This window comes from Burkholderia sp. B21-005, assembly GCF_020843965.1.
Lineage (GTDB): Bacteria > Pseudomonadota > Gammaproteobacteria > Burkholderiales > Burkholderiaceae > Burkholderia > Burkholderia ambifaria.
On sequence record NZ_CP086301.1, the window covers coordinates 1,845,088 to 1,858,541 of the forward strand.

10 protein-coding genes are annotated in these 13,454 nt (G+C 69.0%); 4 read left to right on the forward strand and 6 right to left on the reverse strand.

Annotation, left to right across the window (positions count from 1 at the left end; all coding sequences use genetic code 11):
- Window positions 1-39: 39 nt before the first annotated feature.
- The 5 genes from LMA02_RS08670 to LMA02_RS08690 all read right to left on the reverse strand — a co-directional run bounded on the left by LMA02_RS08670 (window position 40) and on the right by LMA02_RS08690 (window position 5,297).
- Window positions 40-1,005: an NAD(P)-dependent oxidoreductase gene (locus LMA02_RS08670; protein ID WP_228904277.1), complete on the reverse strand. Its 966-nt coding sequence runs from the start codon at window positions 1,003-1,005 to the stop codon at window positions 40-42.
- A gap of 5 nt (window positions 1,006-1,010) precedes the next feature.
- A complete protein-coding gene (locus tag LMA02_RS08675) occupies window positions 1,011-2,291 on the reverse strand; it encodes an MFS transporter (RefSeq protein ID WP_166725619.1) in 1,281 nt (426 codons plus the stop codon).
- Between the two features lie 163 nt (window positions 2,292-2,454).
- Window positions 2,455-3,447 (reverse strand): sugar kinase, encoded by a 993-nt coding sequence (locus LMA02_RS08680; protein ID WP_228904279.1) that lies wholly within the window; start codon window positions 3,445-3,447, stop codon window positions 2,455-2,457.
- A 28-nt stretch (window positions 3,448-3,475) separates the two neighbouring features.
- Complete coding sequence (locus tag LMA02_RS08685; protein ID WP_228904281.1) at window positions 3,476-4,240, reverse strand: sugar phosphate isomerase/epimerase; 765 nt, start codon at window positions 4,238-4,240, stop codon at window positions 3,476-3,478.
- Window positions 4,241-4,403: 163 nt separating this feature from the next.
- On the reverse strand, window positions 4,404-5,297 hold the full coding sequence (locus LMA02_RS08690; protein WP_228904284.1) for a LysR family transcriptional regulator: 894 nt from the start codon (window positions 5,295-5,297) through the stop codon (window positions 4,404-4,406).
- A gap of 111 nt (window positions 5,298-5,408) precedes the next feature.
- Between LMA02_RS08690 and LMA02_RS08695 the strand changes: the two genes are divergently transcribed.
- Together LMA02_RS08695 and LMA02_RS08700 are read left to right on the forward strand one after the other, a co-directional pair.
- On the forward strand, window positions 5,409-6,476 hold the full coding sequence (locus LMA02_RS08695) for a YeiH family protein (RefSeq protein WP_228904285.1): 1,068 nt from the start codon (window positions 5,409-5,411) through the stop codon (window positions 6,474-6,476).
- 115 nt (window positions 6,477-6,591) lie between these two features.
- Window positions 6,592-8,325, forward strand: coding sequence for a ClcB-like voltage-gated chloride channel protein (locus LMA02_RS08700; RefSeq protein ID WP_228904287.1), 1,734 nt, complete (start codon window positions 6,592-6,594; stop codon window positions 8,323-8,325).
- A 69-nt stretch (window positions 8,326-8,394) separates the two neighbouring features.
- Here LMA02_RS08700 and LMA02_RS08705 read toward each other — a convergent pair whose 3' ends face one another.
- Window positions 8,395-9,015: a TetR/AcrR family transcriptional regulator gene (locus LMA02_RS08705; RefSeq protein ID WP_006754789.1), complete on the reverse strand. Its 621-nt coding sequence runs from the start codon at window positions 9,013-9,015 to the stop codon at window positions 8,395-8,397.
- 191 nt (window positions 9,016-9,206) lie between these two features.
- Between LMA02_RS08705 and LMA02_RS08710 the strand changes: the two genes are divergently transcribed.
- Window positions 9,207-10,316 carry an efflux RND transporter periplasmic adaptor subunit gene (locus LMA02_RS08710; protein ID WP_228904289.1) on the forward strand — a complete coding sequence of 370 codons (1,110 nt, stop codon included), beginning with the start codon at window positions 9,207-9,209 and terminating at the stop codon, window positions 10,314-10,316.
- The gene (locus LMA02_RS08715) at window positions 10,313-13,453 is read left to right on the forward strand and encodes an efflux RND transporter permease subunit (protein ID WP_228904291.1); all 3,141 of its coding nucleotides are present in this window, start codon (window positions 10,313-10,315) and stop codon (window positions 13,451-13,453) included. The genes LMA02_RS08710 and LMA02_RS08715 overlap by 4 nt, the downstream gene beginning before the upstream one ends.
- The last annotated feature ends 1 nt before the right edge of the window (window position 13,454 follow it).

The following is a 13,454-nucleotide window of genomic DNA, read 5'->3' on the forward strand; positions in this document are numbered from 1 at the left end:
CTAACCGCGCCTGAGGCCCCGCCGGCCGGCCCGCGCCGGTCAGGCGTGCGCGAGCGCGTCGGGATTGACGAGATTCGTGCGCAGCGTGCCGGCCAGCGCGCCGACCAGGTTTTCCGCGGCGCAGCGCGCCATCGCATGGCGCGTCTCGTGCGTCGCCGAGCCGATATGCGGCAGCGCGACCACGTTGTTCATCCGCAGCAGCGGCGAATCCGCCGGCAACGGCTCCTTCTCGAACACGTCGAGCCCCGCGCCGCGGATCGTGCCCGCGCGCAGCGCGTCGATCAGCGCGGCCTCGTCGACCACCGGCCCGCGCGACGCGTTGATCAGGATCGCGCCGCGCTTCATCTTCGTGAATTCGGCCGCGCCGATCAGGTGATGCGTTTGCGGCGACAGCGGCACCTGCAGGCACACGAAATCCGACTGCGCGAGCAACGCGTCGAGCGTCACGCGGCGCGCGCCGTACTGCGTCTCGGCTTCGGCGTGCGCGGAACGGTTCGTGTACAGCACCTGCATCCGGAAACCGAGCGCCGCGCGGCGCGCGACGGCGCCGCCGATCCGCCCGAGCCCGACGATGCCGAGCGTCTTGCCCTGCACGTCGGTGCCGTACAGATCGGGGCCGATGCTGCGATGCCAGTGGCCGGCCTTCACCCACTCCGCCAGTTCGACCACGCGCCGCGCGGACGCCAGGATCAGCGAGAACACGGTGTCGGCGGTCGATTCGGTCAGCACGTCGGGCGTATGCGCGAGCATGATCCCGCGCCGCGTGAGATCCGCGACGTCGAAGTTGTCGTAGCCGACCGAAATCGTCGACCAGGCCTTCAGCTTCGGCGCGCGATCGAGCATCTGCGGCGTGACCTTCAGGCTCGCGCCGATCGCGCCGTGCGCGTCGCCCAACGCATCGGCGAGCGCGGCGGGGCCGTCGGCCTGCACGACGTCCGCATGCTCGCGCAGGTACGCGAGAACATCATCGGGCAACGGCTTGTACGCGACGATACGAGGCTTCATCGTTTTCATTTTCCTTGCAGCGGCGCCGCGAGCGAGTGCGCATCGCGCGCCTGGGGTTTGACGGACAGCGTGAGGATCACCGCGGCGACGAGCGCGGCGCTCATGAACGCATACGACGCGACGGGCGACCCGGTCGCACCGTTCAGGTAGCCGACGAAATACGAGCCGACGAACGAGCCGAGCGCGCCCATGCTGTTGATCAGCGCCATCGCGCCGCCGGCGACGTTCTTCGGCAGCAGTTCCGGGACGATCGCGAAGAACGGGCCGTACGGCGCGTACATCGCGGCGCCCGCGACGACCAGGAGCGCATACGAGATCCAGAAATGCGACGAGCCGAGCGCATACGACGCGGCGAACGCGGCCGCGCCGATCAGCAGGAACGGCCACACGAAGCCGCGGCGCGAGCCGACCTTGTCGGACGCCCACGACGCAACCAGCATCGCGATCGTCGCCGCGAGGTACGGCAGCGCCGACAGCCAGCCGGTCGCGACCATCCCGAGCTCGGACCCGTTCTTCACGATCGACGGCAGCCACAGCACGAAGCCGTACACGCCGATGCTCCAGCAGAAGTACTGCGCGCACAGCTTGATCACGGCCGGCGAACGGAACGCCTCGCCGTAATTGCGCACCGGCTTGATCGCCGCCTGCTCGGCCGCGAGCACGGCGTCGAGGTCGCGCTTTTCCTGTGCGGTGAGCCACGGCGAATCGGCCGGCTTGTCCTGCACGAGGAACCACCAGCACACGGCCCAGATCACGGCCGGCACGCCTTCGGCGATGAACATGTGACGCCAGCCGAATTCGTGGACCAGATAGCCCGACACGATCGACATCCACAGCACGGTGACGGGGTTGCCGAGGATCAGGAACGTGTTCGCGCGCGAGCGCTCGCTCTTCGTGAACCAGTTGCTGATGTAGATCAGCATCGCCGGCATCACGGCCGCCTCGACCACGCCGAGCACGAAGCGGATCACCATCAGCGACGGGATGTCGGCGACCACGCCCGTGAGCGCCGCGCAAGCGCCCCACAGCACGAGGCTGACGAACACGAGCTTCTTGACGCTGCGGCGCTCCGCATAGATCGCGCCCGGAATCTGGAAGAAGAAGTAGCCGAGGAAGAACAGCGCACCGATCAGCGACGACAGGCCCTTGCTGATCCCGAGGTCCTGGTTGATGCCGGCCGCCGCCGCGAACCCGTAGTTCGCGCGATCGAGGTAGGCAAGGCTGTAGGTGATGAAGACGATCGGCATGATCGTCCACCAGCGTCGGACTGCGAGATTGGCTGCCATCAGAATGTCTCCTAGGTAGATCGGAGTGGCGAGTCGTCGCCTGGCTCCGCTCCCGTCCTGTCGGGAATCGACCGGCCTCGGCGTCTGGTCGCCTCGTCCGGCCTCATGCAAAACCGTGCGTGAAGCACGAAATGGGTCCGCGGATTGTGCCGTGTCCGGCCTCTCATTGCGCGGTGACGGTTTCCTCTAAGCGATCGGCGCGATTGCTGACGTTTTCGAGCTGATCGAGTGCCGCACGGGTCGGCAGGCCTTCCGAATCGCCGATCACCTGGATCGCGAGCGCGCCGATGCGGTTGCCGCGCGCGACAGCCTGCTCGACGGAGCGCCCTTCCAGCAGCGCGCTGACCACGCCGACCGCGAAGCCGTCGCCGGCGCCGACCGTGTCGACCACCTTCGCGACGCGCTCGCCCGCCACCGTGCCCGCGCGGCCGTCGGCCGTGCGGAAATACGCGCCTTCGGCGCCCAGCTTGATCACCACCCCGCGTGCGCCGCGTGCCAGATAGAAGCCCGCAATGTCGGCCGGCGTGTCGTGCCCGGTGAGTTGCCGCCCTTCGGCGAGCCCCGGCAGCACCCAGTCCGCGAGCGTCGCGAGCGCGTTCAGCGTCTTCGCCATCACGTCGGCGGACGGCCACAGGGTCGGGCGCAGGTTCGGGTCGAACGAGATCGTCTTGCCGGCCGCGCGCATCTCGCGCGCCAGCTGGAACGCGAGCTCGCACGACGTCGCGGAGATCGCCGGCGCGACGCCCGTCAGGTGCAGGTGCCGCGCGCCGAGCACGTAATCGGCGACGTAGTCGTCGCACGACAGGTGGCTCGCGGCCGAGCCCTTGCGGAAATATTCGACGGTCGGGTCGCTGCCGTCGTCGTTGCGCGACTTCAGCTGGAAGCCGGTCGGATAACGCGGATCGACGGTCACGCACGACGCGTCGATGCCTTCGCGTGCGAGCGTGTCGAGCACGTAGGTGCCGAACGAATCACGGCCGACCCGGCTCATCCAGCCGACCCGGAAGCCGAGCCGCGACAGGCCGATCGCGACGTTCAGGTCCGCGCCCGCGATCCGCTTCGTGAATTGCGCGGCGTGCGCGAGGTGGCAGGGCTCGGCGGCGACGAACATCGCCATCGCTTCACCGTAGGTCACGATATCGAGTGCTGCTTTCATGAGTGAACTCCTCCGTATCCTTCCGGCGTCACGCGGCGGCGAGCCACGCGACGCGCCGCCCGGCATCGCCCGCCAGGTCGGCCGCATCGAACGGGAACTCGATGCCGCGCGGCACCGCGTGCGGCAGGACCGCGAGCACGCCCGTGACGAGCGGATCGCCCGGCGCGGGCGCCACCGCGAAGCGGCGCGCGCCGTCGCCAACGACCGCCTTGCAATGAATGTATTCCACATGCGGCGCGAGCGCGTGCGCACACGCGAGCGGCGCTTCGCCCGGCCACTGCCAGTTGCCGATGTCGAACGTCATGCCCAGTGCATCCGGCGTGCCGGCCTCGGTGAGCGCATCGAACAGCCCGCGGAACTGCGCGAGCGCACCGCCCACCGGCAGTTGGCCGTTCTCGACCACCACGCGGGCACGCGCGCCGCGCGACAGCGCGACGATCTGCGCCGCATGCGCGTCGCCGGCAAAGCCGCCGAGCTGGAACTTGACGAAGCGCGCGCCGAGGGCATCGGCTTCCACAAGCGTGTCGCGCAGCGCGTCGGCGTCGAGCGCGCCCGCTTCCGTGTACAACGTGGCCGGCGTCGAATAGACCGACCACAGCCCGTGCGCGGAGAGTGCCGTGCCGAGCGCGGCCAGCGCGGCGGGCGTCGCGTCGTCGTCGGAGGCGAACAGCTCGCGGCGCACCTCGAAGCCGGTCGCGCCGGATGCCGCCGCGGTCGCGAGAAATGCTCGGTGGCCCTCCTGGCGCACACGGTCCATCCCGAATGCGCTCGCCACGATCACGATGTCTGCCATTTCTGCCCTTTTTTCACCGGCATGGAACCGGTTCCATTTGCTTGAGACGGATGGTGCGCTTCGCTGCGGGTGCGCACCATAGAGGAAATCCCTAAGGCTCGCCGACGCGCGAATCCGGTGGCCGCGCCCCTGCATCCGGCGTTCCCGGCAAGGGTTCGGCTGCTTATGCGGTGTCGTGCGTGAGGCTCATGTCGAGGAACCGGGCGGCCACGCGCGACGGCGCGGCGCCGTGCGGCACCAGAATCGAGAAATGGCGTGTGAGCGGCGCGGGGGCCAGCGAACGCGGCACGAGCGCCGCCTCCTCGTGACGCAGCGACATCGCGGACACGAACCCGACGCCCATCCCCGCACGCACGGCCTCCTTCACGGCCTCGACGCCCGCGATCTCGAACGCGACGCGCATCGGCGCGCCGCCGTGCGCGAACGCGCGTTCGACGAGCTGCCGCACGCCGGAGCCCTCCTCGCGCAGCACGAGCGGATGCGCGGCGAGTGCGTCGAGCGTGACGCCGCCTTCGTACTCGGGCGCGGCGAGCGGATGCCCGGCCGGCACGACCGCGACAATCTCGTCCTCGTGCCACGCATGCACGGCGGTGCCGGGCGGCAGCGCCTCGCCGGGCGGCCCTTCGATCATCGCGATATCGAGCGACGCGAGCGCGGCGACCACGTCGGCCGTATTGCCGCTCATCGTCTGGATCGTCACCCGCGGCACGCGCGGCTGGAACGCCGCGATCAGGTACGGCAGCAGGTAGCTGGCCGGCGTCGTGCTCGCGCCGATCCGCAGCGTGCCGGCGTCGAGCCCGCGCACCGCGTCGCGAAACGCGCGCGCCTGCGCGAACGTGTCGCGCTGCGCCTTCGCGTACTCCGCGAGCTGTTCGCCGACCGGCGTCAGGCGGATGCCGCGACCGTCGCGGTGGTACAGCAGCTCGCCGAACTCGTCCTGCAGCAGGCGCAGCTGCCCCGACACGGCCGGCTGCGACAGATGCAGCGCCACGGCAGCACGGCTGATGTTCAGATGTTCGGCGACGGCCGCGAACGTTATCAGTTGATCCGGGGTCATGGGATTGAATTATCGGCTTTCCGGATAGTTTATGTCACAAATCACAATTTTTCATATCGATATATCCAAATTAGGATTAGGCCATCACAACAGGCTTTGCCACGGTGCCCCATGTCCACTGCTCCGACTCCCCCTCTCAGCCACGCCGCGCCGTCGATGCGCGGCCAGTTGAACGGCGTGCTGTTCGTCGCGCTGTTCGCCGCCGCCATCACGAGCCTGTCGCAACTGCCGGTGATCGCCGGGCTCGGCCTGTCGCCGCTGATCGTCGGGATCGTCGCCGGCGCGCTGTACGGCAACGCGCTGCGCGACGGCATGCCCGCGAGCTGGGCGGCCGGCGTCAACTTTTCCGCGCGCAAGCTGCTGCGCATCGCGGTCGCGTTCTTCGGCTTGCGCGTGAGCCTGCAGGAAATCGCGCAGGTCGGCCTGCCCGGTCTGACGGTATCGGTGCTGGTCGTCGTCAGCACGCTCGTGATCGGCACCTGGGTCGGCATGAAGGTGATGAAGCTCGATCGCGACGCGGCGCTGCTGACCGCCGCCGGCAGCGCGATCTGCGGCGCGGCCGCCGTGCTCGCGTTCGAGTCGACGCTGCAGTCGAAGCCGCACCAGAGCGCGATGGCCGTGGGCAGCGTGGTGCTGTTCGGCACGCTGTCGATGTTCCTGTACCCGCTCGCGTATCACGCCGGCCTGCTCGGTCTCGACCCGACCGGCCTCGGCCTGTTCTTCGGCGGCACGATCCACGAGGTCGCGCAAGTGGTCGGCGCGGCGAGCGACATCAGCCCGCAGGTCACGCACGTCGCGACCATCGTGAAGATGACCCGCGTGATGCTGCTGGTGCCGGTGCTGCTCACGCTCGGCTGGTGGCTCGCCCGCTCGGCCAGCGCGAGCGCCGACGGCGCGCAAGGCAAGCGCAAGGTGGCCGTGCCGTGGTTCGCGCTCGGCTTCCTCGGCTTCGTGATCGTCAATTCGCTGAACGTGCTGCCCGCCGATGTCACGCATACGCTGAACCTGCTCGACACCTTCGCGCTGACGATGGCGATGACCGCGCTCGGCATCGAGACCCGCGTGTCGCAGATCCGCGAGGCAGGCCCGCGCGCCCTGACCACCGGCCTGATCCTGTACGTCTGGCTGATCGCCGGCGGTTACGGGATCACCTGGGCCGTGCAGCACTGCCTTGGCTGAGCCGCACATCCACGCCGCGACACGCGCCGCGCCCGACGGGAAGGTCCCGCGGGCGCGGCGCAGTGCTATGCTTCGCGTCGTTTTCCTTCGTCCTCTTCATCAATCTCTTTCAGCCGTGCTCTCGTTCCTGCTGAAGCTGCGCACTCGCGCCCAGACGCTGTTCCGCCTGTCGGACGCCCATACGATGCTGATCTGGTCGGCCATCGTCGGCGTCGGCGGCGCCTTCGCCACCATGACGTTCCGCGAAGGCATCGACCTGATGCAGCACCTGATCTCCGGGCACAGCGGCAGCTTCGTGCAGATGGCGAGAAGCCTGCCGTGGTACGTGCGCTTCTGGATGCCGGCCGCGGGCGGCTTCCTGGCCGGCTGCGTGCTGCTGCTCGCGACGCGCGGTGACAAGAAAACCGACAAGACCGACTACATGGAAGCCGTCGCGCTCGGCGACGGCGTCGTGCCGGTGCGCCAGAGCCTGTGGCGCAGCGTGTCGTCGCTGCTGACGATCGGCAGCGGCGGCTCGATCGGCCGCGAAGGCCCGATGGTGCAGCTCGCGGCGCTGGCCGCGTCGCTGGTCGGCCGCTTCGTGCACTTCGACCCGCCGCGCCTGCGCCTGCTCGTCGCCTGCGGCGCGGCGGCCGGTATCACGTCCGCGTACAACGCGCCGATCGCCGGCGCGTTCTTCATCTCCGAAATCGTGCTCGGCACGATCGCGATGGAGAGCTTCGGGCCGATGGTCGTCGCATCGGTCGTCGCGAACATCGTGATGCGGGAATTCGCCGGCTACCGGCCGCCGTACGAGATGCCGGTGTTCCCGGCCGTGACGGGCCCCGAGGTGCTGCTGTTCGTCGTGCTCGGCGCGCTGTGCGGCGTGCTCGCGCCGCAGTTCCTGCATCTGCTCGATGCATCGAAGAACCAGTTCAAGCGGCTGCCCGTGCCGCTGCCGGCGCGGCTCGCGCTCGGCGGCCTCGTGGTCGGCGTGATCTCGGTGTGGATTCCGGACGTGTGGGGCAACGGCTACAGCGTCGTGAACCAGATCCTGCATGCGCCGTGGACCTGGCAGGCGCTCGTCGCGGTGCTGGTGTTCAAGGTGATCGCGACCGCCGCGACCGCCGGCTCGGGCGCGGTCGGCGGCGTGTTCACGCCGACGCTGTTCGTCGGCGCCGTGTTCGGCTCGCTGTTCGGCCTCGCGATGAACGCGCTGTGGCCGGGCCACACGTCCGCGTACTTCGCGTATGCGATGGTCGGGATGGGCGCGTTCATGGCCGGCGCCACGCAGGCGCCGCTGATGGCGATCCTGATGATCTTCGAGATGACGCTGAGCTACCAGGTGGTGCTGCCGCTCCTGGTGTCGTGCGTGTTCGCGTATTTCGTCGCGCGCGCGACCGGCACGACGTCGATGTACGAGATCACGCTGCGCCACCACCAGGACGCGCAGGAACGGCTGCGGCTGCGCACCACGCAGATGCGCGAACTGATCCAGCCCGCGCAGACGGTCGTGCCGCTCACCGCGAGCGTCGCCGACATGACGCGCGTGTTTCTCGAATATCCGGTGAAGTATCTGTACGTGACCGACGACGCCGGGCGCTTCCGCGGCGCGGTCGCATTGAAGGACATCACGTCCGACCTGCTCGACAAGCGCGACACGACCGACAAGACGGCCGCGCACTACGCGCACACGCCGTTTCCGCTGCTCACGCCCGACATGCCGCTCGCGACCGCGCTCGAACGCTTCATGGCGTTCCAGGGCGAACGGCTTCCGGTGATCGAAAGCGAAGCCGAGCCGACGCTCGCGGGGGTCGTCTACAAGACGTCGCTGCTCGACGCGTACCGGCGCATGACCGGCGAGCGCTGACGCACAAGGTGCGCGGCGCCCGGTGCGGCGGTGCCGCATCCCAGGCCGGCGCGCCGCCCGCCTGATCGTTCAGCCCGGCTCGCGACCCAGCACGACCCGTGCGAAGAACCCCGCCAGCACCGCTTCGGCCGCGTCGGCCGACACGTGCTGCGGATCGGCCGTGTAGTACGACTGCACGCCGTCGCACAGGCACATCAGCCCGAATGCGAGCGTGTCGGCCGGCAGCAGCAGCGGCGTGCCCGCGCGCTCGGCGAAGCGCTGGATGAACTCGGCCATCTGCAGCCGCTTGCCGTGCAGGAACTGGTTGAAGCGCACGCGAAACTTCGCGTCGCGCGCCGCCTGCAGCTTCGCCTCGCCCCACAGCAGCGAATACTCGTCGTCGCGAAACAGCGTCCGGTAGTACGCGAGCGCCATCGACTCCATCTGTTCGCGCGGCCCGCCTTCCTCGAAGATCGCCTCGAAATCGGCCCGCACCGAATCATGGTCGCGCTCGAGCAGCTCGAGGAGCAGCTCCGACTTGCTGCGGAAGTTCGAGTAGAACGCGCCGCGCGTATAGCCAGCCGCCGCCGCGACGTCCTCGACGCTCGCGGCGACATAGCCTTTCTTCAGAAAAATCCGGTGCGCGGCTTTCAGCAGACGTTCGCGCGTCTGGTCCCGGCTCTGCTCGCGAGTTAAGCGCTGTGGTTTCATGGCGCGCAGTCTAGCATCAACCCCCTTTCGGATTCATCTTTGCATTCAGATACAGGTGTGTATTAGAATTCGCCGCAGTTTCCGAACGACCTCGTTCGGCACTGTCCGTGCGCGCCGACCCGGCGCCACTCGGGGCAAGCGCTCGCCGCGCTTGCCGGCTTCGTTCCGCTCTCACCTGATCTGGGGGTTTCGTGAATCGCTCCGGTTCCCGCGCCGTGCTGCTGATCGGCACCGCGCTCATCCTTGCCGCCTGTCACCCGAAGGAAGCCGCGCCGCCCGCGCCGCGCCCGGTCGTCGCGCTGCCCGCGCACGCCGACGGCGCCGCGGTCGCGGCCACGCTGCCCGGCGAGATCCAGCCCCGTTATGCGACGCCGCTGTCGTTCCGCATCGCGGGCAAGATCGTCGAGCGCAAGGTGCGGCTCGGCGATACGGTCAAGGCCGGCCAGGTCGTCGCGCTGCTCGATCCGTCCGACGTCGAAAAGAACGCCGCGAGTGCGCAGGCGCAATTCGATGCCGCGACGCACAGCCTCGCGTTCGCGAAGCAGCAGCTCGACCGCGACCGCGCGCAGGCGCGCGAGAACCTGATCGCGACCGCGCAGCTCGAACAGACCCAGAACAGCTACACGTCGGCGCTCGCGCAGCGCGACCAGGCGCAGCAGCAGCTCGCGCTCGCGAAGAACCAGCTCCGCTATGCGACGCTCGTCGCCGATCACGCGGGCACCATCACCGCGGAACAGGCCGACACCGGCCAGAACGTATCGGCCGGCCAGGCCGTCTACCAGCTCGCGTGGTCGGGCGACGTCGACGTCGTCAGCGACGTGCCCGAGGCCGCGCTCGCGTCGCTCACGCCCGGTCATGCGGCGAGCGTTACGCTGCCGTCGCTGCCGGGCCGCCAGTTCGCCGCGAAGGTGCGCGAGATCGCGCCGGCCGCCGATCCGCAGAGCCGCACCTATCGCGTGAAGCTCACGCTCGCCGCGCCCGATCCGGCCGTCCGCCTCGGGATGACCACGAACGTCGCGTTCGACGGCGCACCGGTTGCCGGCAACGCGCCGAGCATCACGCTGCCCGCGACCGCGCTGTTCCACGACGGCCCGCATCCGGCCGTGTGGGTCGTGCGCGCCAAGGACGACACGCTCGAACTGCGCCGCGTCGACGTCGCCCGCTTCAACGAACGCACCGTCACCGTGTCGCAAGGGCTGCAGCCTGGCGAACGCGTCGTGCTGCAGGGCGTGCATACGGTCAGCGCGGGCGAGAAGGTGCGGCCGGTCGCGCCGCTGCACCCGCAGGACTTCGCATCATGAGCGGCCCCCGCGAAGAAGGCCGCTTCAACCTGTCGGCATGGGCGCTGCGCCACCAGGCGCTGGTGGTCTACCTGATCGCGCTCGCGACGCTCGCGGGCATCCTCGCGTACACGCGGCTCGCGCAATCCGAAGACCCGCCGTTCACGTTCCGCGTGATGGTGATCCGCACGTTCTGGCCCGGCGCGAGCGCGCGGCAGGTGCAGGAACAGGTGACCGACCGGATCGGCCGCAAGCTGCAGGAAACGCCGGCCATCGACTTCCTGCGCAGCTATTCGCGGCCCGGCGAATCGCTGATCTTCTTCACGATGAAGGACGCGGCGCCCGTGAAGGACGTGCCCGAGACCTGGTACCAGATCCGCAAGAAGGTCGGCGACATCGGCTATACGCTGCCGCCCGGCGTGCAGGGTCCGTTCTTCAACGACGAGTTCGGCGACGTCTACACCAACATCTGGACGCTCGAAGGCGACGGCTTCACGCCCGCGCAGCTCCACGACTATGCGGACCAGCTGCGCACCGTGCTCTTGCGCGTGCCGGGCGTCGGCAAGGTCGATTACTTCGGCGACCCCGATCAGCGGATCTTCATCGAGGCCGACAACACGCAGCTCACGCGCCTCGGCATCTCGCCGCAGCAGCTCGGGCAGGCCATCAACGCGCAGAACGACATCTCGTCGGCCGGCGTGCTGACGACCGCCGACGATCGCGTGTTCGTGCGGCCGAGCGGCCAGTTCGACAACGTCGCGGCGATCGCCGACACGCTGATCCGGATCAACGGCCGCACGTTCCGGCTCGGCGATCTCGCGACGGTGAAGCGCGGCTATGACGATCCGGTCGTCACGCAGATGCGAACGAACGGCCGTGCCGTGCTCGGCATCGGCGTGACGATGCAGCCGGGCGGCGACGTGATCCGGCTCGGCAAGGCGCTCGATGCCGAATCGAAGGACCTGCAGGCGCAACTGCCGGCGGGCCTCAAGCTGACGTTGGTGTCGAGCATGCCGCACGCGGTCGCGCATTCGGTCGACGATTTCCTGGAAGCCGTCGCCGAAGCCATCGCGATCGTGCTGGTCGTGAGCCTCGTGTCGCTCGGCCTGCGCACCGGGATGGTCGTCGTGATCTCGATTCCGGTCGTGCTCGCCGTGACCGCCCTGTTCATGTACCTGTTCGACATCGGGCTGCACAAGGTGTCGCTCGGCACGCTGGTGCTTGCGCTCGGGCTGCTCGTCGACGACGCGATCATCGCGGTCGAGATGATGGCCGTGAAGCTCGAGCAGGGCTACAGCCGGGCGCGCGCCGCCGCGTTCGCGTACACCAGCACCGCGTTCCCGATGCTGACGGGCACGCTCGTCACGGTGTCGGGCTTCCTGCCGATCGCGCTCGCGAAGTCGAGCACCGGCGAGTACACTCGCTCGATCTTCGAGGTGTCGGCGATCGCGCTGATCGCGTCGTGGTTCGCGGCCGTCGTGCTGATCCCGCTGCTCGGCTATCACCTGCTGCCCGAGCGCAAGAAGCACGCGCACGAAGCCCACCTGCCGGACGATCACGAGCACGACATCTACGACACGCGTTTCTACACGCGGCTGCGCGGCTGGGTCGAGTGGTGCATCGAGCGGCGCTTCGTCGTGCTGCTGATCACCGGCGCGCTCTTCGTCGTCGCGCTGATGGGCTTCTCGCTCGTGCCGCAGCAGTTCTTCCCGAGCTCGGATCGCCCCGAGCTGCTCGTGGACGTGCGATTGCCCGAAGGCGCGTCGTTCGCCGCGACGCTGCGCGAGACCGAGCGCCTCGAGAAGGTGCTCGACAAGCGGCCCGAGATCGATCATTCGGTGAGCTTCGTCGGCAGCGGCGCGCCGCGCTTCTACCTGCCGCTCGACCAGCAGCTGCAGTTGCCGAACTTCGCGCAGTTCGTCGTCACCGCGAAATCGGTCAAGGATCGCGAGAAGCTCGCCACCTGGCTCGAAACCACGCTGCGCGACCAGTTCCCGGCCGTGCGCTGGCGCCTGTCGCGGCTCGAGAACGGGCCGCCCGTCGGCTACCCCGTGCAGTTCCGCGTGAGCGGCGACGACATCGCGACCGTGCGCTCGATCGCCGAGAAGGTCGCGGCGACGATGCGCGGCGACGCGCGCACGGTGAACGTGCAGTTCGACTGGGACGAGCCGGCCGAGCGCTCGGTGCGCTTCGAGCTCGACCAGAAGAAGGCGCGCGAGCTGAACGTCACGTCGCAGGACGTGTCGAGCTTCCTCGCGATGACGCTGTCCGGCACGACCGTCACGCAGTATCGCGAACGCGACAAGCTGATCGCGGTCGACCTGCGCGCGCCGCGTGCGGACCGTGTCGACCCGGCGAAGCTCGCGGGCCTCGCGCTGCCGACGCCGAACGGCCCCGTGCCGCTCGGCTCGCTCGGCCGCTTCACGCCGGCACTCGAATACGGCGTGGTGTGGGAGCGCGACCGCCAGCCGACGATCACCGTGCAGTCCGACGTACGCGCCGGCGCCCAGGGCATCGACGTCACGCATACGATCGACGGCAAGCTGAATGCGTTGCGCGCGCAACTGCCGGTCGGCTACCAGATCAACATCGGCGGGTCGGTCGAGGAAAGCGCGAAAGCGCAGAAGTCGATCAACGCGCAGATGCCGCTGATGGCGATCGCCGTGTTCACGCTGCTGATGATCCAGCTGCAGAGCTTCTCGCGCGTGCTGATGGTCGTGCTGACCGCGCCGCTCGGGCTGATCGGCGTGGTCGGCACGCTGCTGCTGTTCGGCCAGCCGTTCGGCTTCGTCGCGATGCTCGGCGTGATCGCGATGTTCGGGATCATCATGCGCAACTCGGTGATTCTGGTCGACCAGATCGAGCAGGACATCGCGGCCGGCCACGGACGCCTCGACGCGATCGTCGGCGCGACCGTGCGGCGCTTCCGTCCGATCACGCTGACGGCCGCGGCCGCCGTGCTCGCGCTGATCCCGCTGCTGCGCTCGAACTTCTTCGGGCCGATGGCGACCGCGCTGATGGGCGGGATCACGAGCGCGACCGTGCTGACGCTGTTCTACCTGCCCGCGCTGTACGCCGCGTGGTTCCGCGTGAAGCGTGACGAACGCGACCCGCACGAACCACACGACGGCACACCTGCCGCGCCGTCGGGAGCCTGAC

What these genes read in the sequence shown, in the direction of transcription:
- LMA02_RS08670 (WP_228904277.1), bottom strand. Translation starts at nt 1,005, where the DNA reads ATGAAGCCTCGTATCGTCGCGTACAAGCCGTTGCCCGATGATGTTCTC.
- LMA02_RS08675 (WP_166725619.1), bottom strand. Translation starts at nt 2,291, where the DNA reads ATGGCAGCCAATCTCGCAGTCCGACGCTGGTGGACGATCATGCCGATC.
- LMA02_RS08680 (WP_228904279.1), bottom strand. Translation starts at nt 3,447, where the DNA reads ATGAAAGCAGCACTCGATATCGTGACCTACGGTGAAGCGATGGCGATG.
- LMA02_RS08685 (WP_228904281.1), bottom strand. Translation starts at nt 4,240, where the DNA reads ATGGCAGACATCGTGATCGTGGCGAGCGCATTCGGGATGGACCGTGTG.
- LMA02_RS08690 (WP_228904284.1), bottom strand. Translation starts at nt 5,297, where the DNA reads ATGACCCCGGATCAACTGATAACGTTCGCGGCCGTCGCCGAACATCTG.
- LMA02_RS08695 (WP_228904285.1), top strand. Translation starts at nt 5,409, where the DNA reads ATGTCCACTGCTCCGACTCCCCCTCTCAGCCACGCCGCGCCGTCGATG.
- LMA02_RS08705 (WP_006754789.1), bottom strand. Translation starts at nt 9,015, where the DNA reads ATGAAACCACAGCGCTTAACTCGCGAGCAGAGCCGGGACCAGACGCGC.
- LMA02_RS08715 (WP_228904291.1), top strand. Translation starts at nt 10,313, where the DNA reads ATGAGCGGCCCCCGCGAAGAAGGCCGCTTCAACCTGTCGGCATGGGCG.